Origin of the sequence: Gluconobacter potus (genome assembly GCF_015244705.1) — a bacterium.
GTDB classification, from domain to species: domain Bacteria; phylum Pseudomonadota; class Alphaproteobacteria; order Acetobacterales; family Acetobacteraceae; genus Gluconobacter; species Gluconobacter potus.
The window spans coordinates 427,252-452,537 of sequence record NZ_JABCQF010000001.1 but is presented as its reverse complement, the minus strand read 5'-3'; the positions used below and the strand labels follow the sequence as shown (position 1 = coordinate 452,537).

16 protein-coding genes are annotated in these 25,286 nt (G+C 61.7%); 2 read left to right on the top strand and 14 right to left on the bottom strand.

Translation table 11 applies throughout. The features are described 5' to 3' along the window. Positions 1-30: 30 nt before the first annotated feature. The 6 genes from HKD31_RS01985 to HKD31_RS01960 form a co-directional block, all read right to left on the bottom strand. Entirely contained in the window at positions 31-756 is a 726-nt protein-coding gene (locus HKD31_RS01985) for a tetratricopeptide repeat protein (RefSeq protein ID WP_194263802.1), read from the bottom strand. Positions 757-831: 75 nt separating this feature from the next. Beyond that, positions 832-3,153, bottom strand: coding sequence for a TonB-dependent receptor (locus HKD31_RS01980; RefSeq protein ID WP_370543878.1), 2,322 nt, complete (start codon positions 3,151-3,153; stop codon positions 832-834). A 677-nt stretch (positions 3,154-3,830) separates the two neighbouring features. Beyond that, positions 3,831-6,137, bottom strand: a complete 2,307-nt coding sequence (locus HKD31_RS01975; protein WP_194263803.1) for a TonB-dependent receptor — start codon at positions 6,135-6,137, stop codon at positions 3,831-3,833. A gap of 67 nt (positions 6,138-6,204) precedes the next feature. Beyond that, positions 6,205-7,539 carry an MFS transporter gene (locus HKD31_RS01970; RefSeq protein WP_194263804.1) on the bottom strand — a complete coding sequence of 445 codons (1,335 nt, stop codon included), beginning with the start codon at positions 7,537-7,539 and terminating at the stop codon, positions 6,205-6,207. A 103-nt stretch (positions 7,540-7,642) separates the two neighbouring features. Then, positions 7,643-8,797 (bottom strand): M24 family metallopeptidase, encoded by a 1,155-nt coding sequence (locus HKD31_RS01965; RefSeq protein ID WP_194263805.1) that lies wholly within the window; start codon positions 8,795-8,797, stop codon positions 7,643-7,645. Positions 8,798-8,967: 170 nt separating this feature from the next. After that, entirely contained in the window at positions 8,968-9,612 is a 645-nt protein-coding gene (locus HKD31_RS01960) for a TetR/AcrR family transcriptional regulator (protein ID WP_194263806.1), read from the bottom strand. A 291-nt stretch (positions 9,613-9,903) separates the two neighbouring features. On the opposite strand from HKD31_RS01960, the gene HKD31_RS01955 reads away from it, so the two are divergent. Beyond that, positions 9,904-12,057 carry a TonB-dependent receptor gene (locus tag HKD31_RS01955; RefSeq protein ID WP_228120113.1) on the top strand — a complete coding sequence of 718 codons (2,154 nt, stop codon included), beginning with the start codon at positions 9,904-9,906 and terminating at the stop codon, positions 12,055-12,057. 7 nt (positions 12,058-12,064) lie between these two features. Here HKD31_RS01955 and HKD31_RS01950 read toward each other — a convergent pair whose 3' ends face one another. The 5 genes from HKD31_RS01950 to HKD31_RS01930 form a co-directional block, all read right to left on the bottom strand. Next, the gene (locus HKD31_RS01950; protein ID WP_194263808.1) at positions 12,065-13,273 is read right to left on the bottom strand and encodes a DUF1501 domain-containing protein; all 1,209 of its coding nucleotides are present in this window, start codon (positions 13,271-13,273) and stop codon (positions 12,065-12,067) included. Between the two features lie 3 nt (positions 13,274-13,276). Next, positions 13,277-14,590: a DUF1800 domain-containing protein gene (locus HKD31_RS01945; RefSeq protein ID WP_194263809.1), complete on the bottom strand. Its 1,314-nt coding sequence runs from the start codon at positions 14,588-14,590 to the stop codon at positions 13,277-13,279. A 107-nt stretch (positions 14,591-14,697) separates the two neighbouring features. After that, the gene (locus HKD31_RS01940) at positions 14,698-15,897 is read right to left on the bottom strand and encodes a glutathionylspermidine synthase family protein (protein ID WP_194263810.1); all 1,200 of its coding nucleotides are present in this window, start codon (positions 15,895-15,897) and stop codon (positions 14,698-14,700) included. 9 nt (positions 15,898-15,906) lie between these two features. Then, the gene (locus tag HKD31_RS01935) at positions 15,907-16,224 is read right to left on the bottom strand and encodes a hypothetical protein (RefSeq protein WP_194263811.1); all 318 of its coding nucleotides are present in this window, start codon (positions 16,222-16,224) and stop codon (positions 15,907-15,909) included. 81 nt (positions 16,225-16,305) lie between these two features. Further along, positions 16,306-17,100: a deaminated glutathione amidase gene (locus tag HKD31_RS01930; protein WP_194263812.1), complete on the bottom strand. Its 795-nt coding sequence runs from the start codon at positions 17,098-17,100 to the stop codon at positions 16,306-16,308. Between the two features lie 520 nt (positions 17,101-17,620). Here HKD31_RS01930 and HKD31_RS01925 point away from each other — a divergent pair. Further along, positions 17,621-19,600, top strand: coding sequence for a hypothetical protein (locus tag HKD31_RS01925; RefSeq protein ID WP_194263813.1), 1,980 nt, complete (start codon positions 17,621-17,623; stop codon positions 19,598-19,600). 21 nt (positions 19,601-19,621) lie between these two features. Here the strand turns inward: HKD31_RS01925 and HKD31_RS01920 are convergent, their stop codons facing one another. From HKD31_RS01920 to HKD31_RS01910, 3 genes are read right to left on the bottom strand one after another with little or no spacing between them, the layout of a single operon-like run. Continuing rightward, positions 19,622-22,711, bottom strand: coding sequence for an efflux RND transporter permease subunit (locus HKD31_RS01920; protein ID WP_194263814.1), 3,090 nt, complete (start codon positions 22,709-22,711; stop codon positions 19,622-19,624). A gap of 9 nt (positions 22,712-22,720) precedes the next feature. Further along, positions 22,721-23,884 (bottom strand): efflux RND transporter periplasmic adaptor subunit, encoded by a 1,164-nt coding sequence (locus HKD31_RS01915; RefSeq protein ID WP_194263815.1) that lies wholly within the window; start codon positions 23,882-23,884, stop codon positions 22,721-22,723. Beyond that, positions 23,881-25,179, bottom strand: a complete 1,299-nt coding sequence (locus tag HKD31_RS01910; RefSeq protein ID WP_228120112.1) for a TolC family protein — start codon at positions 25,177-25,179, stop codon at positions 23,881-23,883. Before HKD31_RS01910 ends, HKD31_RS01915 begins: the two co-directional genes overlap by 4 nt. Positions 25,180-25,286 lie beyond the last annotated feature (107 nt).

The window sequence follows — 25,286 nt, the reverse complement described above, 5'->3', positions numbered from 1 at the left end:
AACGCACGGTCTGTAATGCGATGTTTCAGCTCAGGCCGCATGGGAAACACCCCTCGCCGCCTGGGCCTCCAGCAGCGCCAGGCAGCGGATCATGACAGCCTGAAACACCCGCTCCTGCGCATGGGGACGGATCAGGGCCAGCACGGCGTCGGGCACGCCGACGATCGCGCAATCCAGCGCTTTTTCAAGCCCCAGCGCTGCCTCGGACCAGACGCCCCGCTCCAGAGCAAGACGCGCCAGATTGAGCCAGGCCCAGCAGTCCCCGCCCTCGGCCGCAGCCTGATAGAACTGATGGGCCGTATCCGGATCAGGCTCCCCCGCCGGGACGGAGCCATCCTCGTGCATGATCCCCAGCATGTTCAGGGCCTTGGCGTTACCGGTCCGGGCGGCATCCACATAGAGCCGGTAAGCCCGCTGTGTATTCTTCGGCACCCCGTCCCCGGCCAGAAACAGATCGGCCAGATTGAACATAGCCCAGCCGTCTCCACCCTCGATCGCGGTTTCAAAGCATCGCGCCGCCATGGCCGGGTTGCGCTTCACGCCCCAGCCGCGCTCGTAAGCACGACCGAGCATGTTCAGCGCTACGGGATGTCCGCTGCGGGCGGCGATCCCGAAACAGGAAAAGGCGTCTTCCCGACGCCCTGCATCCAGATGGGTCTGCGCCAGAATCAGCTGTGCCTTCACCTGTTCGGGAACAGGCAAAGGCGCAGGCCGGGAAATCCCGTTATCCTGATGCGCTCCTGACACTGATGACATCGCGTTCCTTTCTGGTCCGGTCTTTCACGCGGGGTGAAAAACCGGGGGTTCTGCAGGACAGGGAAATGGCCCGGATCAGAAACCGATGCCGAAATTGCCCATGAAGGTCCGGCCGGACTGCGGCACGGCACGGCCCGTACTGAAGGCCGAGGCATAGTTCAGGTGATCGGACAGGTTGTTGGCGTTGAACTGCACATGATACCGGCCGTACTGGTAGGAAATCATGGTGTTCAGCGAGAAGTTATACGGCATGCGGGCCGTGTTCGCCTCGTTCGCCCAGTAGCCGGAGCTATACTGCGCGCCACCGCCGACACTCAGCTTGCCCTGACCCGGCTTGAGCAGCACCGGCGACAGATCATAGGACGTCCAGACCGAGAAGTTGTTGTGCGGGAGCTGCGGGGCCTGCTTGCCATCCGTCGTGGTGGAATTCGTTACCTTGCCGCCCATGTAGGAATACGCGGCATAGATTTCCCATTCCTTCGTGATCTTGCCCGTCAGGCTCAGTTCCGCACCGCGGATCTCACGGCCGGTTCCCGCATCCTGGAAGCCGGTGATGATATTGCCGCTCTCGTCATAGGTGTACGAGTTATTCTGCTCGATCTGATACAGCGCCGCCGTCATGCCCAGATGCTTGTTGAGGAAGTCCATCTTGGTGCCGACTTCAAACAGGTCGCTGCGCTGCGGTTTGAGGTTGGTGCCGTTGACCGGGACGTCTCCAACGCTCGCCTGGTTGGTGATTTCAGACGACGCATCCGTCCCGACCGGCTTGTAGGAGCGGGAGAACGTGAAATAGACGGTCTTGTTGTCGTCCACGTCATACATCAGACTCGCGGACGGGCTGAACTTGTTGGACGATTGGGACTGCACGCCCGAGGAGGCTGCCGCCGCACTCCAGTATGTGCTCTCGAAGCTGTCCCAGCGCAACGTTCCGAAGAGGGACAGACGCTTGGTGATATGGATCTTGTCTGCCAGGAAGAGACCCAGGTCTCGGAAATCCGCCGTCCGGTGCCCGCTGGAGGGCCAGGTGATATAAGTGCCTGGCGAAGAATAGGACGGGTTGCGGATCGTCTGGTCGTTCACCCGGTTCACATACGTGCCCATGATCCGGTCGTCCTTGGTGTAGTTGATGTCCACACCCGCGCTGAGGTCGTGATGCAGGAAGCCCGTGTTGAACTTCGCCCGTGCCATCATGACGTTCTGGATGCCCCAGCCATCCTGCTGATAGGCCACGCCACCGCCAGCGCCGTAAGGCAGCGTCGGGTTGCCGCCTGACAGGAACGACGTAACACAGGTTCCGGTACAGGCATTCGGGGTCGTTGCGGAATAGTCGCGATGGTAGTGCGTAAAGCGCGTATCGTTGTTGAACGTCAGCCAGCGCGCGATTTCCGACGAGAACTTCGACGTCACCATGTGGATGTTCGAATTGTCCATGTTGAAGCTGCGCGCATAGCTCGTATCACGGGCCAGTCCATGGCTTGTGATCGGGGAATAGATGCCGCCGATCTGGATCATCGGAACACCGTAATCCGGCGTGCCACGGCTGCCGAGCCACTGGTAATTCAGGTGATAGGTCGTTTTCGTCCCCAGACCGAAACCAAGATCCGCCGCCACGCCATAACGGTCCGTGCGGATATTGTCGCGGTCGGCCACGTCCTGCTTGTTATACATGCCGTTCACGCGCAGGGCGGTATGCTTGCCAAGCTGGTAGTTCACATCCGCCGTGCCGCGGTACTGCATGCCGCTGGCGAAGGTCTGGTCCAGATCGTAATGATTGCCCAGATGCGCCTTCTTGAGCGTCTGGTTGATCACACCACCCACATTGCCCGCGCCGAAATACTCGCCGCTCGGCCCCTTGATGACCTCGACGCTCTCGGTATTGAACGTGTCACGCACATAGGTTCCGAAGTCCCGCAGGCCATCTTCATAGATGTCGCCACGCGCCTGCTGGCCGCGGATGCGGAACTGATCGCCATTCAGGCCGCCATTGCCCTCGCCTGTGGACATGGTGATGCCCGGAACATTGGCGAGCGCCTGGTCCAGCGTGAACAGGCGCTGCTGGATGATCAGATCTTTCGGCACGACACTGATGGTCTGTGGCGTATCACGAACCGTGCCCGGCATCCGGCCGATATCGAGAGACGTGTTGTTCGTATTGCTGCTGTCAGCGTCCACCTGACCGTGAACGCGCACGGCGGAGAGGTTGATCGTGCTGTCGGTCGCGGTCGTGCCCGTATCGCTTCCGTCCTGTGCCTCGGCGTCCCCGGTTTCTGCGACACCCAGTCCTGCGCCGAGCGCCAGCATAACGAGGGCCGACCATTTCTGGCCCGAACCGTCGCGGGATGACCTGAAAGATGCGCCCGATGGCGATGGGATCGAAAAATCGTTTTCTGAAGGCATGCAGCACCTGAACTCTGGAAACTTCACAGATCTTCCGACGGGTTCCGCCTGATCCGGATGGGACCACGCGTCAGGCGAAACCGCCGCGACGTTCTGACTGGGGTCTGTTTCCCGCATTCCAGATGTTAATGCGAATGATTCTCAATAGCAATATTGTGTAATGGTCATCCTGTGGCCGCGCAGCCACACCGGACACCGCCAGACGGCAGGAACAGGAATGGTCATGGCGCCTCCGACAGTGATACGGACAGGACAACCGGAGTATCAGAACGGAGCCTGATCAGGCCTGTTTCATCGTGTGGGGTCCATCACGCACGGCCTTGCGGGCACTGTTGCCGTCATGGCCTCCGGGACAGTCCATTCCGCCAGCCTCACAGGAGGGCGGATCGCGCTTTGCCACGCCCCTTTACCGGACCTTGAGCTCAGAACTCCATCGCCAGACCGGCATCCCTGACAGACCGAATCGTCGGCTCCGGCGAGAGGCAATGACGGGATGACGACCAGCCTGCGACAGTCCATCGGCGGGGTCGGCTTTTTAGACTATGCGTTCGCTTGCCGGAAAACGCCTTCGCTCGCTGAATCCCGCGAACGGTTACGATGGAAGCCGCACGACGCGCCTGTTCGAGATTGGCACGATCGATCTTTGTACCGGGTTTCTTGTCAGCCAGAACGCAGGTTCAGAAATCCACCCGCAGCCGTCCGCCCACCATCCGCGGCGTTCCCGGAATGCCGAAAATCCCGTTCAGCCCGGTCTGGCGCGTCACGTCATAGCGCCGGTCCAGGATGTTGTTGACATAGGCCCCGAGAGACCATTTTCCGCTTTTCGGCGCGAAAGTCAGGCCGACATCCATCAGGAAATACGCAGGCATCCGGTACAGATTGTTCCCCGGCACATCAAGCTGCGATCCGCGATAGCTGTAGTCAAGATACGGCGTGAGCGTCCAGCGCGTCCCGAGCTTCGCCCTGTAGGATGCCGAACCCTCCAGCGTCAGTTTCGGGATCCCCATATCCACTCCGGCATAGCTGCGATACAGCGCCACCAGCTTGCCCGTCCTGATATAGGTCGCCGCAACAGCCGTAGAGTCGATCGCGCTGTAATCCTCGTAATTTCCGCGCTCATACCCGAAGTGCTGATGCAGCAGCAGCCCCGGAATGGGATTGGCGTCGATCTCCATTTCCACACCCCAGATCCGGCTCTTGGGAATGTTGACGTACTGCCCGACCACACCATAGTTCGACACCACGGCAAGCCCGGCCACCTGCTGCCCGTGATAATCGTACCAGAACGCATCGCCATTAAGGCGGATTTTGTGGTTCCAGTAATCGGACTTGAAACCGACCTCATAGGCCAGCAGGGATTCCGGCTTGGTCGGATTGAGCTGTGAGGCCACGACCGTATTGTTCGCCGTAAAGCCGCCCGGCTTGAAGCCCTTGCGGATGGAGCCATAGAACATCAGGTTGTCGAGCGCCTGATACTCGATCCCGCCCATTCCTGAAAACTGGTTCGTCAGCGCCCCGCGACGCCCGTAATGGTTGTCAAACGGTGTGGGATAGACGGCCGTATTATAGCGCATCGTCTGCATGTTATAGAGATCACGGTCATCGGATTCATGCGTGATCCCCGCCAGAAGATGCAGACGCTTCGTGACCGTCAGGCGCAGATGCCCGTACTGGCTGAACGCCTGCTGATCCTGATTGTAGCTCGTCCGCTGGATATAGGGTCGCGAGCCCGAGCCGGTATAGTCGTTGTAAATGACCGAATGCATCTGCGTGCGATCATAGTACATGCCGACATTCCATTGCAGCCGGTCATGCGGATTACGCGACGCCAGCTTCACTTCCTGCGAAAACAGGTTCGCATCCGTATTGACGTCGTCGTCATAGATCGCATAGCGCGTGCCATCCAGATCCATCAGATTATGCACATACATCTGCTGGAACGCGCTGATGGTGCTCAGATCGGCAAAGCCCAGATTGCGCGTGAAATTGACGCCCGCCCCCCAGAACGTGTTGTTGTAGGACGGCTTCGTCCCCGCGGAATTGCCCGTGATCTTCAGGAAGTCCGGCGTAAAGCCCCAGCCCGTGTTGCGGTTGTTCTGATAGGTTGGCGTATTGCGCGCCAGATCCTGGATATTGTAGGCGCCCATCGCCTGGGAATCATCCTGCATCCAGTTGCCGCTGAAGACGATATTCGTCCTGTCATCCGGCTGCCAGGCGACCTTGGCCCGCAGCCCGCCCTTGTTCGCATTTCCCAGCGACTGCCCGGTATTGATGTTCTTCTGAAAGCCCCCGCCCTGCTGCGTAAAACCCGCAATGCGGTACTGCACATTCGACGACAGCGGTCCCGACACATACAGGTTCGTAATGCTGCGATCATAGGTCGCGATGTCTTCCGATGCCCCGTAATGGAATGTCTTCGTCGGATCGGCGGTCTTGATGTTGATCTCACCGGCCGTCACCGTCTGACCATGCGTAAAGCCCGATGGCCCGGTACTCACATCAACCCCGGCCATGTCGAACATCGCAGCCCCCGCCATATAGCCGATCGGCAGCGCCACCCCATCCACATAGGTCATGACCGACGGCGTATTGTTCGCCGTAAAGTCGTTCAGCCCCACACCGCGCAGCGTGAAGTTCACTGCCGAACTCGAGCCCTGCGGCTGCACTGTCAGGTTTGGCGCAAGGTTCATCAGCCCCTTCACATCCGTCACCTGATGCCGCGCCAGTTCGGTTGAATCGATATGCGTGACCGACACGCCCTGATGCTGCATTACCATCTGTCCGAACGCATTTTTCCTGCGGTACACCTGGATCGATTCCGGATCCGAAGACGGCGCGACATGCCGCACCCGCACAACCGAAGGCGGGGCAGCAGGGTGACCTTTCGTTCCATGCACAGCCTTGCCCGACGTCGTTGCCGCAACAGCCGGCAGTGTCAGAACCAGCGCACTCGTACACAGGAGAATATTGTTAAGTCGGAACATTTCAGGTCTCCCCGGGACAACTCCGGTTTCAGAAGATGTGGCAGTCATGCGGAAAGCATGGAAAAACTCAGTACGCGTCCCCGATCTCTTCCAGAGACCGGTTCACGGTTGATGGTCCGAAGATCAGGATGCTCAGCGCGCCAGCCAGCAGGATCAGCGCCGTCAGTCCGAACACCCCGGCAAACCCGGCCCGCGGATACAGCGCCCCGATCAGCAGGGGAGCGGCGATCGCGCCGGTCCGTCCGATAGCTGAGGCGCTTCCCATTCCCGTCGCCCGCAGGATGGTCGGGAAAATTTCGGGTGTGTAGGCATAAAGTCCGGCAAAAGCGCCGTTCATGAAGAAGGACAGCAGCATTCCTGCCGCAAGAATCCCTCCGGATGACGACACGAGCGCCATCGCGACTGCACTGAGCATGGCAGCAGCGAGATACGTCACGACCGTTGCCTTGCGGCCGAAATATTCGTTGCAGAATCCCGCACTGAAATAGCCGGGGATCTGCGCCACATAGATGGCGATCGAAAACCCGAAACTGTGCGTGATGGTGAACCCGCGCGCGATCAGAAGCGTGGGAAGCCAGGAAAAAAACGCGTAATAGCTGAACGTGACCGACAGCCACAGAACCCAGCTCATGGCCGTCACCCGCCGCAGCCCACTGCCCCACAGCCGCGCGAACTGCCCGCCCACCGACGGGCGTTCCAGCACCACCGCACGCGCTTCATAAGCCGGCGACACAACGCCAACGCTCTTTTCGATATCGCAAAGAACGGAATGTGCGGCCTCACCCCGGCCCACGCCTTCAAGCCAGCGCGGAGATTCCGGCAAAGCCCGACGCCACCACAGCAGCATGACCACCGGGCACGCCGTCAGTCCCACCGCCCAGCGCCAGCCATTCGCAGAACCCGGCACCAGCGCATATCCCAGCAGCGATGCCCCCACGAACCCGAAGGAGAAAAACCCCGCCAGCGCCCCCGTAAACACCCCACGATACCGCCGCGGCACGAATTCCGACAGATACGGCGCAATAATCGCGGATTCAGCGCCCGTCCCAAGCCCCGCCAGCACACGCGCCAGCACAAAACCATGCCAGTTCATACAGAGCGCCGAGACGAGAGAGCCCACGCAGTAACACGCCAGCGCCCACATCATCACGGACCGCCGGCCCCACCGGTCCGCTACCAGCCCCGCTGACAGTGCACCGATGAAATATCCGAAAAACGCCCCGCTCCCCAGCAGACCAAGCTGGGTCATCGACAGCCCCCACAGATGCTGCAGGGCGGGCATCACAAAGGCGAGGATGGCGCCATCCAGCCCGTCAAAACAGTATCCCGCGCCCCCGAGCAACAGGAGCCGGTAGTGAAATCCGGAGAACGGAAGACGCTCCAGTCGATCTGCAATGGACATAGGTTTCTATCCCGGAACGAAAGGCAGCAGAGGAATGCAATTTCTTCCGGCAGTTCTTTCGCCCCCCACCTTTCACGGCAGGAGGCGCAAGGCCGGAAGGGCTTTACCCGACGATCAGATCTTCTTTTCTATCAGGATATTGCGTGAGGATCTCGTAGCCGGTCTCCGTCACCAGAACCGTGTCGGAATGACGGTATCCAGCCGTTCCTTTGATGTAGATCCCCGGCTCGATGCTGAAGATCATGCCCGGCTGGATGACATTATCCTCACCCAGCGCCAGGAACGGCGCTTCATGGCTCGTGACGCCAAAGCTGTGACCCGTCCGGTGCAGCGGCGTTTCATAGCCGGCCCCATGCGCGATCGCCTGACAGGCGGCATCGATTTCCGAACCGATCGCGCCGGGTTTGAGCATGTCGTAGGCCTTGTAACGCATCTCCATCATCGTATCGAAAGGCCGCTTCGCCTCTTCAGGGATCGTCTGGAGGAAAAACGTGCGCTCTATTTCCGCCCCATAGCCGTTGATCTTGCCAGCCACGAGCCCGAGGAACGGGCCGCCCGGCTCACAGGTCGCCGTCAGGCACGAGAAATTATGCGGATCATCCGTATAGGCCGGCGGCTGGATCAGGCCGGCGGCATGGGTCGACATGACGTTGTACTGCGGGGATTCCGTCAGGCAGCGCTGATAGAAATACGGCGTCACGTCACCAATGGCATGCGCGACCATCACACCGGGCTGCACCTTGCCCAGCATCATCGCCAGCGCCTTCGTCATCACATCGCTCGTCCAGGCGATGCGCGAAATCTCATGCGCCGACTTGATCTCACGGACCTCGTCAATGATGTTCAGCATCTTCACCGGATTGGGGATCTGCGCCTGCAGATAGGCCGGACAGGCGCCCTCGATCCCGATTGTTCCCTGCTTCGGCAGCGCCTCGGCAAACCGGTCGGACCAGCGTGATCCCACGACTGCCGGGAACTCCGCATAGCTCAGCAGTCTGAAGTCCCCGACCTTGTGGCGCAGCACATGCGGCACTTCGAGCACGGGCACGACAAAGAACGTCTCGGTCATCGTCAGCACGAGCACAAACGGCCGCTCATGCACGAAATTCGCAAAATTCGTCAGGTAATAGACATTGTTCGGATCAAAGGAGACATAGGCCGAAAGCCCGGCCTTCTCCATTTTCTCACGAACCTTCCGATGACGTTCGGCGATCTCGGGTGGGGAAACCTGTGCGGCAGTCAGAGGCGGCATCGTCATGTTTGACCTTATCTGTCCGGAACAAGCGCCTTTTCCCTTACGGGGCAGGCCGTTCGTGAATCCAATATAAAAGCAATACAACCTACTTGTTTTATGAGCGTCAAGAAAATTATTCTAAAAATGCAATGATCACCGAGGCTCCGCAGCCTCCGTTCCCGAACCATACGGCTTCAGGCTGACGGGTCCGCAATCCTGAGAAATTCCGCCCTGGAGAAGCGCCGCCAGACTTCAAAGGACCGCGCCAGATCCTCCAGCGGAACACCACGCGCGCGCTCGACCGCCAGCCCGCGCAACAGCGCCGAATTGAGCAGCCGCAACTCGACGAAGCGCGGATCCGGCGGGGCCATGCGCCGCCCTGAAAGCCAGTGAGTCATGAACTGATCGATCCGCGCCAGAACCGGTGCCGTCACTGCTTCCAGATCCGGATCGCTCCGCCGTGCCAGTTCGATCTCCACGGTCGCCAGGAATTCCGGGCCATCCGTCACCAGCCGCCACATCGTGTCCAGCATGGCATCCACGCGCGCTTCGGGACTGCCTTTCATGCTCAGCGCCCGCCGGTACAGCCGCGCGCGCTTGACTGCATAATGCCGCAGCACCATCGCCATGACCTGCGCCTTGGTTGGAAACTGGTGCTGCAACGCCCCCAGACTGACGCCCGCCGTTTTGGCGATGCGCTGGACGGTCGTTGCGGCATAGCCCTGCGTCTGCAGCAGCATGACGGTTGCCTGAATGACCTTGCCGCGCGTCTCCGCACTGCGATCAGCCTGTGTCCGACGACGGACGACCACAGGAGCGGGAGGGGATGAAACAGTCATAGGCCTGAGGAAAATTCCCTGACGAAAAACAGTCCGGAACGAGGTTCCCTCTTACAGACACTCCCCCCGATAGGAAATGCCCCATCGATCAGCGCCCTGCCCAGAAAACCCTATGCCAATCAATATAGCATATTGCATATCATAACGCAGATGCTTTACTCCTGACGGACTTCCATCACCCGTGATGCCCCAAACCCCGTTCGCAGGCCGCCTTCCATGCACACCACCAGATATAGCATAAGCTATATAATAGTCAGTTTACTATCGCGAAATAAGCGCTCCTGTGCGTGGATGACCGTCAGTCTGACCGTTCTCGGGACGGCGCTCGCAGACCCAACAGTGCCCGAAACAGAACCGCAGACTGTCAGGAAAGCCGCCTCGTCCGAAAAGCCCCCTGCCCCCGAGCAGATCAGCGTCACAGGGCATCTCAACCGCGAACGGGCCCGCATTTTCCCGGGCCTTGGCGCGGTGGATTACACCATCGACCAGCACCAGATCACGACCACACCGGGTGGCCAGAACGCGGCCTTCAACCAGATCCTCCTGCGCGTCCCCGGTGTCGTTCTCGACAGCTATGGCGAGGTGCATGTGCGGGGTGAGCATGGCGGGCTGACCTATCGGGTCAACGGGGTGCTGCTGCCTGAAGGGCTGAACGGTTTCGGCCAGGAACTCGACACCCGCATCATCCAGTCCGTGGACCTGCTGACCGGTACGCTCCCCGCCCAGTTCGGCTTTCGTACCGCTGGCGTGGTGGATGTGACCACCAAGACCGGTGACAGCCTCAAACACAATCAGGTCTCGCTTTACGGGGGGAGCTACAACACGTTTGTCCCGTCCGTGCAGATTGGGGGGCAGCGTGGAAAGCTGGATTATTTCACCACGCTGTCCTTCACCCGCAACAACATCGGCATTGAAAATCCGAGCAACACATTCCGCGCGATCCATGATGTGACGGAACAGGAAAAGGCGTTTTCTTATCTGTCCTGGCATCTCGACGAGACGAGCCGCCTCACGCTGTTGACCAGCGCCTCTTATGCAGATTTCGAGATCCCCAACTCCTTCAAAACCTTCGATACGAACAGCCCGGATTACACGACGCTTTATGATGTTGCAGGCGTAAACCCGCAGGATCCGGCCATGAACTGGGCCAGCCTGAACGACAGCCAGACCGAACAGAACTACTACGCCGTCCTGTCGTATCAGCGCACGACGGACAAAATGAACCTTCAGGTCTCCCCCTATTTCCGCTACGGCCGGATCGACTACACGCCGGACCGTGACCGGGACCTGATCTATCAGGGCGTATCCGAACATGAGGTCAACGATTTCACGACCGGTGGCATGCAGGCTGACCTGTCCTATGACATCGCACGCCATCACACGTTACGGGCCGGACTGCTGGGACAGTACACGTCCGAACGTCTCGATACCGATACGCTCGCTTTCCCTGTGGATGACCTGGGCAACCAGACCGTGAACACGCCTGTGCGCCTGATCGACAATACCGGGAACTGGTCGGTCGAGGCCGGGGCCTATATTCAGGACGAGTACAAAATCACCCGGAACCTGACCTTCAATTATGGCATCCGCTACGACCGTTTCGCCTCATCTTTCGACAATGAAGGCCAGTTGAGCCCGCGTGCGAACATGGTCTGGAAGCCGACGCGCAGCACGACGCTGCATCTCGGCTATTCGCGCTATTTCGCCCCGCCTTCCCCGCAATATGTCTACCCGTCCACGCTGGCCCGCTTTGCCGGGACGACGAACGCGGCGGCCAATACGATCGACAGCGCCACGAAGGTCGAGAAATCGCATTATGTGGATGGCGGCATCCTTCAGCGCATCACGCCCGAATTTCAGATCACGCTCGATGCCTATGCCAAATGGGCGCATGACCTTACCGATCTCGGGCAGTTCGGCCGTGCGGTCATTCTGGCCCCCTTCAGCTACAGGCGCGGGCGTGTTTATGGCGCCGAATTCGGCAGTTCCTGGCGTCATGGGCCATGGTCGCTTTTCGGTAATTTTTCCTACGTCAAAACCTCGGCCCGCGACATCAATTCGGCGCAGTACCAGTTCGATCCGGCCGAACTGGCCTATATCCGCAATCACGCGATCCAGCTTGACCATCAAGGCGAATTCACCGCTACAGCCGGGGCCTCGTGGACCACGAAACACGACATGGCCTATGCCGATTTCGTCTATGGCTATGGGCTGCGCAGCGGCTTTGCCAATCTGGAGAAGGAGCCGCAATACGACGTCTTCAATATCGGCTACCAGCATAGTTTCACAAATGTACCGTTCGGACATGACATCAAAGTCCGTGCCGATGTCGTAAACCTGTTCGACAAACGCTACCAGCTTCGGGATGGCAGCGGGGTCGGCATTTATCAGGCGCAATACGGTCAGCGCCGGGGCACGTTCTTCGCGGTTGTTTCGGAGTTCTGAAACGCGTTCAGACCGGGACGACCAGCCCCTTCACGGGGTCCACGGCCGGGCCCGGGAAGACCGTTGCAACCGCACGCGACGGCAAATGCAGGTGGTCGCAGAGAACGCCTGCCGCCACCGCCCGCAGATCCGTCGTGGGGGCAAGATCCCGGTTCTCGAACAACTGGCTGCTCCGCAGACCCGGCCAGGTTCCCCCGACTTTCCCGCCCGCCACAGCCCCACCGGCCAGAAAGGCGACCGTGCCCGTTCCGTGATCCGTCCCACCCGTGCCGTTGATCCGCACGGTGCGTCCGAACTCCGTCATCGCCAGAACCACCGTGCGCTTCCAGCTTTCCCCAAGCCCCTGACGCAGCGCCCCGATGCCGCGATCGAGCTGTGCCAGCGGGCCGCCGAGCCGTCCGAGCTGCCCGGCATGCGTGTCCCATCCCCCAATTTCCAAAGCGGCGATCCGCGGCCCATGCGGCGTGGCCAGCATCTGCCCGGCCGCTGTGGAGAGCCGAGTGAAGGCATCGGGCTTGCGGGATTTTTCAGCGGTGATGGTGGCTCCCATGTCCATCCGCGATGCTTCCGAAAAGCCCCGGGCCTTCAGCGCGCTCCGGAAAGCAGGGCCAGTCACGGGGTCCGAGGCGTTCAGGGCGAGGATCTGACTGTAAAGATCGGCGTCCGGATGCTGGCTTCCGGCAGGGGCATAGCTGCCTACCCGCGCCGCTCCCCGCAGCAGAAGCGGCACTGTCAGCCCCATGGCCAGCCCGTATCCGTCCGGCCGGTTCGCCTTCCCCTGAAGCACGGAAACGGCCCGGTTCAGCCACCCGCTGTCCAGACGTTCATCCGCGCCGCTCTCAAGATAATCCTGGGCCTCGAAATGCGACCGGCTGCGATAATGCCCGGCCACCGCGTGGATCGGCAGCATCTGGCCTTCTCCGTACAGCCCGTGCAGGGTCGCAAGCGACGGGTGCAGACCGTAGAAGCCGCCCAGATCGAGCAATCCGCCCTCCTGTCCCGGTTCGGGGAGAACGAGCGCCCGGCGATACGTCACGAGATCGGGGTCACCATAAGGCGTGACGGCGGACAGGCCATCCAGCGCGCCGCGAAGGATCACGACGACCAGACGCGGATCATCCGGCCCACCGGAAGAGCCCGCAAAGGCCAGGGAGGAACGTCCCAGTGTCCAGCTGGCAGCCAGACCGAGCAGAGCGGTACGACGGGGGATCATCATGACTCAGCGCCTCTGGAATTCGGGGGAAGAAAACAGCAGGGCCAGCGCATCCTGACGCGACCCGGCGTGATGCATGGCCGTGCGGGTCTGCGGACGCAGGGCGGGGCCAAGGGCGATATCGGCGATGTCCATCGGATCGCCGCTTCGGACATGCGCGGCCACCCGCCACGCCCAGTCCGCACGGGCCAGCATGTCCGCGGGCGCGCACCAGTCGGCGGCATTGTCGCTCCAGCCATTGGGCAGCGGTGCGGTCCATAGCGGCTGCCCCAGTGTGCTGAAAGCCGAAGCCAGCTGATGGGCGGGGGAATGTGGATCGTCGGGCCGGCTGGGCTCTCCACCGATGGATAATGCGCGGAGCACGGCCGTGGCGTAGTCCATGGGCGAGCGGAACTTGCCGCCGCCCGGCCCCGGATCGGGCAAATCCGCCAGCGCGAGGGAGGCCGCCTGCAGATCGCCTTCACTGTCCCGCAGAACGGTCTCGACATGCCGTACGGAAGCGGGTGCTGGCGTGTCCGATACGAAATGCCGGACCATCTGGGTGGCGATGTGGCGGTAGGTCGCGGGATGCGTGCCAAGAAAGTGCAGGGCCTGCACGCCGCCATCCTCGCCTTCCGGAAAAATATGGCTCATGAGCGTTTTCGGTCCCGGTTCGTGCGCCTTCTCCCGGAACACGAAACCCGGCCGGTCGGCCTTCATGTCCACGCCCCAGCCTGTCAGGATCGCGGCGAAGGACGTCACATCTCCCTGGCTGTATCCGGCGGCGGGCGAGACGGTGTGCAGTTCCAGACATTCGCGGGCTAGGTTCTCGTTCGGCCCGTGATGGCTCCTGCGGCCGGCCGCGCTGTCCGGCCCGATGGAGGACGCATTGTCCAGATACAATAGCATGGCCGGATGCCGCATGACCGCCAGAAGCATGTCCGAAAAGCGCCCGGTCACATGCGGGCGGATGGCCTCGCGCATATAGGCGCCGATGACAGCCCGCGTGCTGCCCTGCCGTAGACTGACCGTGAAGTGGTTGAACCAGAACCACGCCAGACGCTCCCGGAAGGGCTGATCCGTCAGCAGCAGGATGTCCATCTGCGTGGCGACTTCCGCCTGGAAGATCGGTTTGACCAGCGGGTCACCCTGAACCTTCGTGCGGCGCTGTTCCCGCAGTGCAATCAGGCCATCCGCACAGGAAGACACGCCTCTGAACGTAGCGGTGTCAGGCCCGGTCAGCTGATGGGCGAGCCAGTCATGCAGCGACAGGCCCGCGCCCTCCCGAGCACCGTCCCGCTGGCCCCATCCAAATCTGTTGATTGCACTGACAGGTCGCATGGCATCCCCACGATGACGGAAGTCGGCACCCTAAAGGACGCTGATCCCATCATGTGGCAAAACCGGGGCGGTGTTGTGTGAAGCTTTCAGACATCCTCCGCGATCATTCACCCCGAGCGCAGCAGTCTGCGCATGAAGCCCCGCCTGCGGACCAGATGCGGCACGATCGGCGACGTGTGCCGCACGATCGGGTCCTGGCTCTCCCGCATGGTCAGACCGGCAAAGCTGTCCCCGACAATCCAGGCCCCGACCGAGGCCGTCACCCCGTCAACGCGATGATCGGCGAATTCCTGATAGATTTTCGGATACGCGCCATAGGTCCCGCTTTCGGCGCAAAGGACGCGGCCGTCGCGCAGGATGCGCACATTCTCGCCGCCACGGGCATGGATTGGCTTTTCCACATAGGCGCGGGGAGAAGATTGCCCGTGCCTGCCGGTTACGTCCTGCGGTGCATATCCGGCGGCCAGCAGATTGGGATGCCCCGGATAACGCTTCCACAGGGCAGGCAGGAGCGCCTTGTTGGACAGCAGCGCCGTCCAGGGTGGGTTCAGGAACGTGCAGCCACAGTGCTGAAGGTGCCGGGCGCCGGAATCGCGGAACATCAACTCCCATGGATACATGCGGATCATGCTCCGGACGATCCGCCCGCAATGCAGAAGCTGGCCGCCATGCGTGATTTCCAGATCGCGCAATTCGCAATGGATCGCTTCAAGTCCGGCCTGTTCGGCCCATTGCCGGTAATAGACGGCATGGGTCGTGTCTTCGAGATTGTCCGGATAGGGCACGATGTGAATTGTGCGATCAATCCGCCCCTTCCGTCGCAGGTCCGCCAGCCGATTTACAATGGCCTGCGCATCCAGAGGTACATGAGTATGCGGGTGCCCTCTCTGCCGATGCCATGAGGTCTGCATCCGCGTGCTTTCGGGCAGGGTCGCGGGCGTATCGGCATTATATTCGATCAGCCGGGGCTGGCCGTCGCACCAGGCGAGATCGAAGCGGCCGATCAGGAACGGATCACGCCGCGCCCAGGACTGGCGCACCACGTCCTGCACGGCAGGCGGAATGTGAAACGCATCCAGCCCGCCCGATTGCCTGACGGCCTCGTCCACGACCGACAGGCAGAGCCGGTGCAGCGTTTCGGAGACATCGCGGATCCATGTGACCGCGGCCGCATCGAACTCGTAACGGACGTCCTCGCGCCAGGCGAAGCTGCCATCGGCGTTGCGGTAATAATGGTAGCCGAGCCGGTCCGCCTCAGCCTGCCAGTCCGGTCTTGCGGAAGACGTCAGGCGGTGGAGCTGAACCATGCGCGAAAACTATTCGCCCCCGCCCGCGTGGGCGCCCGCGCTTTCGCCAAAGCCGGCATGGCCCGCCGAACTCTCGTCTCCCCCTCCACGGCCGCCAATCTTATCGTCGGACCTTCTGGTGGATGTTGGAACATACACAGCGCCCGAGGAATGGCCGGAATCCGGACAGTTCTGGGGGCGCTGGGCCTGCGCGGTCGCAGAAGTGCACGGATCAGGACGTGTGGCCGCAGCCTGCATTCCCTGTGGATTCCGCAGGCTCAGCCCAAGCACGCCGAGCCCCATGATGAGAGCACCGGCCCCTACACCCCACGCGATACCGTTTTTCATTGTTCCCACGAAGTAATGTTCAGTAGAAACTTACCGTAACATATCTGATCGCAGAAGATAGATCCTCGGCCCTGACGCGTTTCAGTTTTTCAAACTGGCCAGAACAGGAGCCGCAAACCGCCGGTTTTCCAGCACCGGCAGAACCTGACGGGCATGAGCGATCCGCTCCCGGTCCAGCGTGGCGAAACCGAGAGCCGGCGCCTCGCCCAGAGCCAGCGTCACGACGCCCAGCGGATCGACCACCATGCTGAACCCGGTATTGCGCGCGCCACATTCCCCAACCGCCACGACATAGCAGGTATTTTCCAGCGCCCGCGCCACAGACATGATTTCCCAGTGGCGTTCCTTGCCAGGCCCGCGCACCCAGGCAGCCGGCAGCAGCAGAACTTCCGCCCCCGCCAGTGCCAGATGACGCGCCAGTTCCGGAAAACGCACATCGTAGCAGGTCATCAGACCCACCTTCATGTCCCCGATCTGCACCACGGGCGGCAGCTCCATCCCAGGCGAGGTGCGCTGGGATTCCTTCATGCTGAACGCGTCATACAGGTGCAGTTTGCGGTATGTTGCGATGAAGGCTTCGTCGCGCAGCACGAACTGCGTGTTGTAAAACCGCCCATTCCCGTCCGGCACATTCACACATCCCGCCACGGCAATGCCCTGACTGGCCTTGCGCAGTCCCTCCATGAATGGACCATCCAGCGGCTGCGCCGTCTGCGGCAGGAGTTCCGGATTGTTGATGTCCTGCGCCAGAATCCCTTCGGGCAGAACCAGAAGCTCGGCCCCTCCCTCCCGCGCCCGTGCGATCAGATCGAGGCATTGCCGCTGGTTGGTTTCCCAGTCCGGCGCAACAGCAAACTGTCCCAGAGCAACTCTCATCACCGCATTCCATTTCCAAAAAGCCGCATGGACCATCATGCCCGTCGGCAGCATGCCTGAGCGGCAGGATGGGGTGAAGATGGAATGCAGTCTTCCTGCAGAGGAAGATGTACACTTCCAGCCCGCAAAACATCTCTGATACGCTTTTTTACAGAAAGAAAATCAATACCATTGAATAAAATAAAACAATAACTAAAATTTTCATTATATAATAAATCAAGATATGTAAGTTATAAATATAAAAATATAATTAATCAAAAATATATTCAGAAATATCTTGAGATATTTACATTCGATTTTCCCGATCCCTTTTCTTTTTCTTGAAATGGCAACACTCCCTTTTCGGAAAATAACTTCACGATTTCGTCATTTTATCGAAAATCCGGGTGGAAATATTGCGCATTCTCCGGGATTTTCTGCGGTCTATAGGGTGCCAGGGGCGACCTGAAAATCTTTTTAAAAGCCATCCTTTACGACTTCATGCACATGTTCGGGACATCTTTTGACATGGGGGAATTAGTTGAAACTGCTCACCTTCCGCACGCTGCGCTCCCTGCGGTTATCGGGACGCGGATATCTGTTTCTCGGCACGACACTAAGCGCCCTTGTACTGGGCACAACGGCGCGGGCCGATGATGATATCGTTTCAAGAATGGAACAGGAAATGAGCCGTCTTCAGGCAGCTCAGGCCCATGTGCAGGAAGAACAGCGCGCCATCAATCACGACATGGCCGTGCTGAAAGCGGAAATCGCCCGACACCACGCCTCGGGCACCTCTGCCTCCCACGCATCTCCTTCCCATGACGGACAACTCGCCGCCGCCCGCCCGGACGGACGCAGTGATGTCCACGCAGACCATGGCGAACGGATCACCACCGCATCCGCCCGCCGTCATGGCCTCAAAACCGCCGAAGCTCCCCAGTTCACGGCTACCCCTGGCGAAATGACCGCCGCCAGGGGAGCTGAACCCCTCCGCGGAGCCGTGGCACGACGTGACCGCGTTTCCCTCTCCCCCACCGGACGCGGCCTGATCGATACCGACAAGGGGTCGGAACTCGCTGTCGTCGGCCACCGCGCCGAAGACGTGCTCGTCCATTTCGCCGAAAACGGCGTCGGCCCCCATCCACGCGAAACGCTGGGCGCACAGGCCGCAGGTGCCGTCGGCGATCACGGCGTGTTCCATCTCGGCCCGGTCACGCTCATGCTCGGCGGTTTCGTCGATACGGCCGCCGTGCTCGAGAACCGTCATGTCGCATCCGATACGTTCAACTACTGGCAGGACATGCCGTATCCGAACGAGCCGCGCTATCACACCAACAATTTTGACGGCGGCGCCCGCTACAGCCGCCTGTCCCTGCTCGCACGCGGCAACATCAATTCCGAAGCCACGATCTCGGGCTTCTTTGAATCCGATTTCGGTGCCGGCGCCGTCACGACCGATCCTTACGAAAGCAACAGCTACTCCTTCCGTCTGCGTCAGGCCTATCTGGCCTATGACGACAACAAGGAAGGCTGGCATTTCCTCGGCGGTCAGGCCTGGAGCCTTCTGACGCCAGGCCGTGCGGGTATCGTCGCACGACAGGAAAGCCTTCCGGAAACGATCGAAGCCTCGATGCTGGCGGGCCAGACCTGGTCCCGCCAGTGGCAGGTCCGCATCGTGAAGGATTTCTTCCATCACCGTCTGTGGACCGGTCTTTCGATCGAAAACCCCGCCACGCTGTATGACACGACCGGCTTTTCCGCCAGCAACGGTACCGTATCGATGCCCAACGGCTCCACCGTCACGATCGGCGAGAACGGTGTCGGCCTGACCAACGATACGGCGACGTTCTCCAACGAGATCGCGCCCGATGTCATCGGCAAGGTCGCCTACGATCCCGTCTGGGGCCATTACGAAATGGAAGGCATCCTGCACTTCCCGCATGACCGCGTAACCATGGGCAATACCGGCCATAACAACACCGCCATCGGCGGCGGCGCGGGCGGTTCGATGATCCTGCCGCTCATTCCCGGCAAGGTGGAACTGCGCATGGCCGGCCTCGCAGGCTGGGGCATCAACCGCTACGGCTCCGTCCTGCTGCCCGATGCCACGCTCAAGGCCAATGGCAGCCCCGATCCGCTCTTCGGCGTCCAGGCCCAGGCCGGTGTCATCGCGCATCCCAACCCGCGCATCGACGTCTACGGCTATTTCGGCACGCAGCGCGTCGGCCATTCCTATTTCAACGAAAACGGCAATTCCTACGGCTACGGCAACCCGGGCTATTCCAATGCGGGCTGTCTGCAGGAACTCTCCACCCTGTCCTGCACCGCCAATACCCGCAGTGTTTCGGAGATCACGATCGGCGGCTGGTGGCGCTTCTTCAAGGGCAAGTTCGGCACCGTGGAAGCGGGCACGCAGCTTGCCTATTCGCGGCGGCAGATCTGGGCCGGCATCGGCGGCGATCCGCATACCAGCATGAGCCAGATCTTCTTCGACTTCCGCTACCTGCCCTTCCAGTAAGGGCGCGGACCCCGGACAGGCTCATGCCTTGTCCGGGGTGCTTTCGTCTTCGCGACCAAAGAACCGCGCATAGAGCGTCGGCAATACAAACAGCGTTAGCAGCGTCGAGGACACCAGCCCTCCGATCACGACAGACGCTAGGGGGCGCTCCACTTCCGCGCCCGACCCGCTCGAAAACGCCATGGGAAAGAACCCCAGACTGGCTACGGAGGCCGTCGCCAGAACCGGCCGCAAGCGGCTCCGGGCCGCCTGAAACGCCGCATCCGCCGCCGCGAGCCCTTCCTGCCGAAACACCCGGATCTGGCTCAGCAACACCACACCATTCAGGATCGCCACGCCGAACAGTGCAATGAACCCGATCCCGGCCGCAATGCTGAACGGCAGCCCCCGCAGCGCGAGTACGAAAATCCCACCCGTCGCCGCCATCGGCAGATTGGCAAAGACCAGCGCCGCCGCACCGAACGACCCCAGAGCCGCCACCAGAAGCAGAAAAATCAGCGCCAGTGCAATCGGCACGACAATGAACAGCCGATGCAGCGCGGACTGAAGATTGCGAAACTGTCCGGCCCAGACCATCCGGTAACCCTGCGGCATCTTCACGTTCCGCGCCACAGCCTGCTGCGCCGCCGCCACGAACGAACTCACATCCCGCCCACGGATATTGGCCTGCACGATTACCCGGCGGTGGATATTGTCCCGGTCAATCCGCGATACCCCATCCGAAAGCACGATATCCGCCACCTGCGACAGCAGGACCCAGCCCTGCCCGTCCGCCCGGCGCACCTGAAGATGCCCGATCCGATCCGCCGAACTGACCGCATCCTCCCGCAGACGCACCTGCGTCGGAATGATCGCGCCCTGCACCGTCACCGGCTTGCCAACATGCCCACCCACGGCTTCCACGACCGCCAGAATATCCGCCACCGACACACCCAGCCGCGCCGCCGCATCCCGGTTCACGTCGATATGCAGGAACGGCACCGTCCCGCTCCCCTGCAACGCCACATCTGCCGCGCCGCGCACGGTCCGCAGCGTCTCGACCACCTGCCCGGCAATTCGGTTCAGCTCCGACAGATCATCGCCATAGACCGAAATCGCAAGCTGTGTGCGCACACCGGCCAGCAGATCATCCATCCGCATCTGAATCGGCTGCGACCAGGAATACGCTGCATCCGGGCGTGTTTTCTGCAACACGTCATTGATCTTCGTAACCAGCCCGGCCTGAGTGGACGCTGTTTTCCATTCCTCATGCGGGCGGAGGAAAATGAACGTATCGGTCTCGTTCGTCCCCATCGGATCGGTCGGAATCGCCGCCGTCCCCGTGCTGCTGACAACCGTCTGCACTTCCGGGAAAGACCGCAGGATTTTCTCTTCCGCCGTCACCCCTTGCAGCACCGTATCGAGAGACGCTCCCGGCAGACGCGTCGAGGTCACAACCAGCGAGCCCTCCTCAAGCTGCGGCACGAACTCCCCACCCAGACGGCCGCCGATTACCACTGCCAGCAGAAACGCCGCCACGGTCACGACAAGAAGCCGCCCGCTATGATGCTCCGTCCAGCGCAATGCCGGCTCATAATACCGCCGCACCACCCGCACAAAGGCGGTCTCCCGATCCGCTTGGACATTGCGCATCAGCATCGCTGCCAGAACCGGCACACACACGAAGCAGTAAGCCAGCGAGGCCAGCAGCGCCATGATGACTGTCTGTGCCATCGGCCGGAACATCTTGCCCTCGATGCCCTGAAGCGTGAGCACCGGCAGATAGACCATGATGATGACGAAAATCGCAAAGCTGACCGGCCGCACCACGGCCCGCGCAGCATCCACTGTCAGCCCGGAAAAGGACTGCGTTCCTCGCCCCGCACCGCGAACAGCCCCACGCTCGACCATGATGTGCTCCACCACGACGAGCGAACTGTCCACGATCATCCCGAAATCGATCGCGCCCAGACTCAGCAGATTGGCCGACACGCCAAACAGCCGCATCCCCGCCATCGCCGCCACCAGAGACGCCGGAATGACGGACACGATCACCAGCGCCGCCCGCCAGTCCCCTAGCACGACGACCAGCACGAACAGCACCAGCGCCGCGCCGATCATCAGGTTCTCCTTGACCGTATGGATGGTCTGTCCCGTCAGGCTCGCCCGGCTGTAGAACGGCTCCAGCGTCACGCCCGGCGGCAGGGACTGCCGGATCGCCGGCAGCGCCCGCCCGATCGCCGCCAGCGTCGCATTCGAGCTCGCCCCGGTCTGCATCATCACGACACCGATGACTGCCTCGCCCTGCCCGTCCCGCGTTACGGCCCCAAGCCGCGTCCTCGGCCCGGCGGAGACAACGCCCATGTCCCGCAGCCGGATCACATCCCCATTCAGCCCCATCTTCACGGGAATGGCACCGAAATCTGCCAGACTGCCCACGAGCGCGCGGCCAACCACGACATTCTGCTCGGCATGATGCGCAATCCAGCCGCCGCCGGAGGACGCATTGTTCATATCGACAGCCTGCACGATCTCGCCAACCGAGACCCCGAACGCCCGCATCCGCGCCGGATCGACCGCCACCTGATACGTCTCGACCGCCCCGCCATTGACGTTGACGTCCACAACACCCGGCACCAGCCGGAGCTGCGGCACGACCGTCCAGGTCATGAGCCGGTTCAGCTCCATCAGCGAGAGCCCGGCCCCACGGATCTGGAGCTGCATGATCTCGCCCATGCCCGTCGCCAGCGGCCCCATCGAGACGCTCACACCCGGCATGGTGATGCTGTCCCGCGCTGCCTGCAACCGCTCCGAAACCCGCGTCCGGTCCAGATCAATATCCGTCGCGTCATCGAACTGGAGATAGACTGCCGACACCCCCGTCCGCGACACGGAACGCAGATCCGTCACGCCCGGAATACCCGTCAGACTGGCCTCAACCGGGAAGGTGATGAGCTTCTCGACCTCTTCGGTCGCCAGCCCTGGCGCCGTCACTGAAACCATGACCTGTTTAGGAGAGATATCCGGCACCGGCTCGACCGGCAGGCCGGGCACGGTCATCACCCCGCCGATCATCAGCGCGACAAGCAGGCCCAGCAGGACAAAACGGTTGGACTGGAAAAAATGCAGCATGAAACCCGGTCAGTCCGTATCCAGCCCGCTGACGAGCGACATGGATTTCAGGGCAAAGCTGCCTTCCGTCACCACACGGTCCCCGGCCTTCAGATTACCCTGCACAACGACACTCTCATCCGTCGCCAGCCGCACCCGCACCTCGCGCGGCGCATACTGCCCCTCGGCCGTCTGCACATAGACAAGGTCATGCCCTTCGATCGTCTGCACCGCGCTCGACGGCACGATCATGCCGTCCACGGCCTCACTGGTTTCAAGCGCCGCATCCAGCATGATTCCCGGCCGCAGGAACGCCACCGGCTGGTCCACGACACAGACCACCCGCACCAGCCCCGTTACCGGATCGGCCACACCATCAATCGTCGTGATCTTCGCCCGGAACGGCTTGGCCCGCGCATTCCCCGACGGCCGCACCGTCACGACACCGCCGGGCACCAGCCGCGACACCTCATCCGGCCGCAGATCCGCAACAATCCACACTCCCGACAGATCCACGACCGTCGCCACAGCCAGCCCCGGCGTCACATCCGACGCCACGGAAGTCTGAATGGACTGCACCACACCCCGCACCGGCGAAATCAGCGTGGACGCCTCGTCCTGCACGATCTTTTCCGTCACGGAGGTGAACTCCTCTGTCAGACGATGCTGGATCAGCCCGATATCCGCTTCCCGCGCCACGACCGTACTGCGCGCCTGCTGCACCGCCGCCTGACGCCGCCGGACTTCCCCGGCGGACACCGTGCTGCCCACAAGCGACTGCCCGCGCCGATATGCCAGCTCGGCCTCCCCCAGCGTTGCCTTCGCAGACGCCAGGGCTGCCTCGTCCTGCTCCAACTGAAGATGCAACACGTGAAGTGAATGATCCGTGTAATCAATAAGCGCCTGCCCGGGCACCACCGTCTGCCCCGGCGTCACCCGCACAGCCGTGACCTTCCCGTCCCCGCTCGTGCGGATCACCACCGTCCGCGACAGATCCGCGCTCACCCGCGCCAGCGCCGACACCGTGTCATGCAGCGCCCCCTGCCGCACCACTGCGGTCTGGAGATGCTCATCCTCCCGCGCCTCGACCCCGAGCGTCAGCGGCTGCATCCAGCCCGGCGCATCCGCCGCAACCGCACGCCCAAGCGCGCACAGCGCCACTCCACAGACCAGAAAACGCACAAACCGGCTCATGGAATGGTCCCCGTCGCAATGCCCATCCGGATGATCGCCGCATGCCAGGCGATTTCCGCACGGTTCAGATCCAGCAGCGCCCGATATGCATCCATCCGGGCGCGCAAAGCCTCGATCAGCGGCGTCTCACCCACCCGCCAGGACCGCTCCATCCCGTCCGCCCGGCGCAGCATGGAACTCGCCTCAACGCGCGAATTGGACAGCGATCCCGTCGCCGCAACCAAATGCGCCCGCACCTGCGCCATCTCGTTGCGCACGGCCCGCCGCGCCTCGATTTCCTGTCGCGTCGCCGCTGCCATCCGGTCGCGGGCGGCGGATTCCTGCGGCGTATTCGTCACCGCACTGGGCAGCGGCACCCGCAGATTAACCCCTACCTGTGTATCCCAGGGACTCTGATACTGCCCCTGATCGATCGCATCGACGCCAATTTCCGGATTGGGCATGAAGCTCTTTCGCACCAGCTTCATCTGGTTCTGCGCCGCAATCACCGCCTGATGCGTCGCCCGCACCCGGGGGTCAATGTCCTCGACCCAGCGCGCATCATTGGCCCGCGTCAGCGCCAGCCAGTGCTCGTCCGCCTGCGTGATATCCGGCACCCCCGGCAGCCCCGTCAGCGTCCGCAACTGACTCGCCGTGGTCTCGATTTCCTCGGCCGCCATGTCGGCTTCGCTGCGGGCCTGCGCCAGCTGCGCCTCCACGGCCTGCTGATCCGACACTGCGATTTCGCCGACATGCCCGGCACGCTGCACATCCGCTTCGATCCGCCGCAATGCGGCCACCGTCGCCAGCGCCGCCGTCTGCCGACGCATGGCCATGATCGCGGCCCCCGTCGCATCCACGACCCGTACCGCAACCGACATCCGCTCTACATCAAGACGAACGGTTGCCGTTTTCGCCTCGGCCTTGGCCACGTTCTCGGTCGCTGTCCCCTGCCCCGGCAGCCAGAGCGGCACCGAAACCCCGCCCTGCCAGGTGATGTAGCCATGATTAGAGCCGCTGATGCGGTCATCATAGTAGTCACCCGTCAGCGTCGGCCCGCCCGCAAACCAGGACTGCGCCGCCTTCGCCCGCGCATCGGCGGAATCCTGATTGGTCTCAAGCTCTGCACGCACGGGATCGATCTTCCAGGCAGCGGCGATTGCATCATGAACAGATAGCGGAGCCACCATTCCCCCTGCAGCGAAAGTCTGCCCCACCCCCGCGATCCATCCCACCACCACGATTCCGAAGACACGCGCCAGACGGACACGCCGCAGCCCCAGACACCGCGCAACGGAAATGAAATGAAATGCCATATCCGTTTAATTCCCTCTCGCCCCCGCCCTGTCAATGCAAGGAAATACGACAACTCATGTTTTTTTCGTAAGAATAATCACGTCTTTTACAAAAGGCTCCGTGCCAT

Coding starts and splice junctions, on each gene's coding strand:
- HKD31_RS01965 (WP_194263805.1), bottom strand. CDS start 8,797: ATGACGATGCCGCCTCTGACTGCCGCACAGGTTTCCCCACCCGAGATC.
- HKD31_RS01940 (WP_194263810.1), bottom strand. CDS start 15,897: ATGGTTCAGCTCCACCGCCTGACGTCTTCCGCAAGACCGGACTGGCAG.
- HKD31_RS01915 (WP_194263815.1), bottom strand. CDS start 23,884: ATGAGCCGGTTTGTGCGTTTTCTGGTCTGTGGAGTGGCGCTGTGCGCG.
- HKD31_RS01975 (WP_194263803.1), bottom strand. CDS start 6,137: ATGTTCCGACTTAACAATATTCTCCTGTGTACGAGTGCGCTGGTTCTG.
- HKD31_RS01955 (WP_228120113.1), top strand. CDS start 9,904: ATGACCGTCAGTCTGACCGTTCTCGGGACGGCGCTCGCAGACCCAACA.
- HKD31_RS01950 (WP_194263808.1), bottom strand. CDS start 13,273: ATGATGATCCCCCGTCGTACCGCTCTGCTCGGTCTGGCTGCCAGCTGG.
- HKD31_RS01945 (WP_194263809.1), bottom strand. CDS start 14,590: ATGCGACCTGTCAGTGCAATCAACAGATTTGGATGGGGCCAGCGGGAC.
- HKD31_RS01930 (WP_194263812.1), bottom strand. CDS start 17,100: ATGAGAGTTGCTCTGGGACAGTTTGCTGTTGCGCCGGACTGGGAAACC.
- HKD31_RS01970 (WP_194263804.1), bottom strand. CDS start 7,539: ATGTCCATTGCAGATCGACTGGAGCGTCTTCCGTTCTCCGGATTTCAC.
- HKD31_RS01910 (WP_228120112.1), bottom strand. CDS start 25,179: ATGGCATTTCATTTCATTTCCGTTGCGCGGTGTCTGGGGCTGCGGCGT.
- HKD31_RS01980 (WP_370543878.1), bottom strand. CDS start 3,153: ATGCCTTCAGAAAACGATTTTTCGATCCCATCGCCATCGGGCGCATCT.
- HKD31_RS01985 (WP_194263802.1), bottom strand. CDS start 756: ATGTCATCAGTGTCAGGAGCGCATCAGGATAACGGGATTTCCCGGCCT.
- HKD31_RS01960 (WP_194263806.1), bottom strand. CDS start 9,612: ATGACTGTTTCATCCCCTCCCGCTCCTGTGGTCGTCCGTCGTCGGACA.
- HKD31_RS01935 (WP_194263811.1), bottom strand. CDS start 16,224: ATGAAAAACGGTATCGCGTGGGGTGTAGGGGCCGGTGCTCTCATCATG.
- HKD31_RS01920 (WP_194263814.1), bottom strand. CDS start 22,711: ATGCTGCATTTTTTCCAGTCCAACCGTTTTGTCCTGCTGGGCCTGCTT.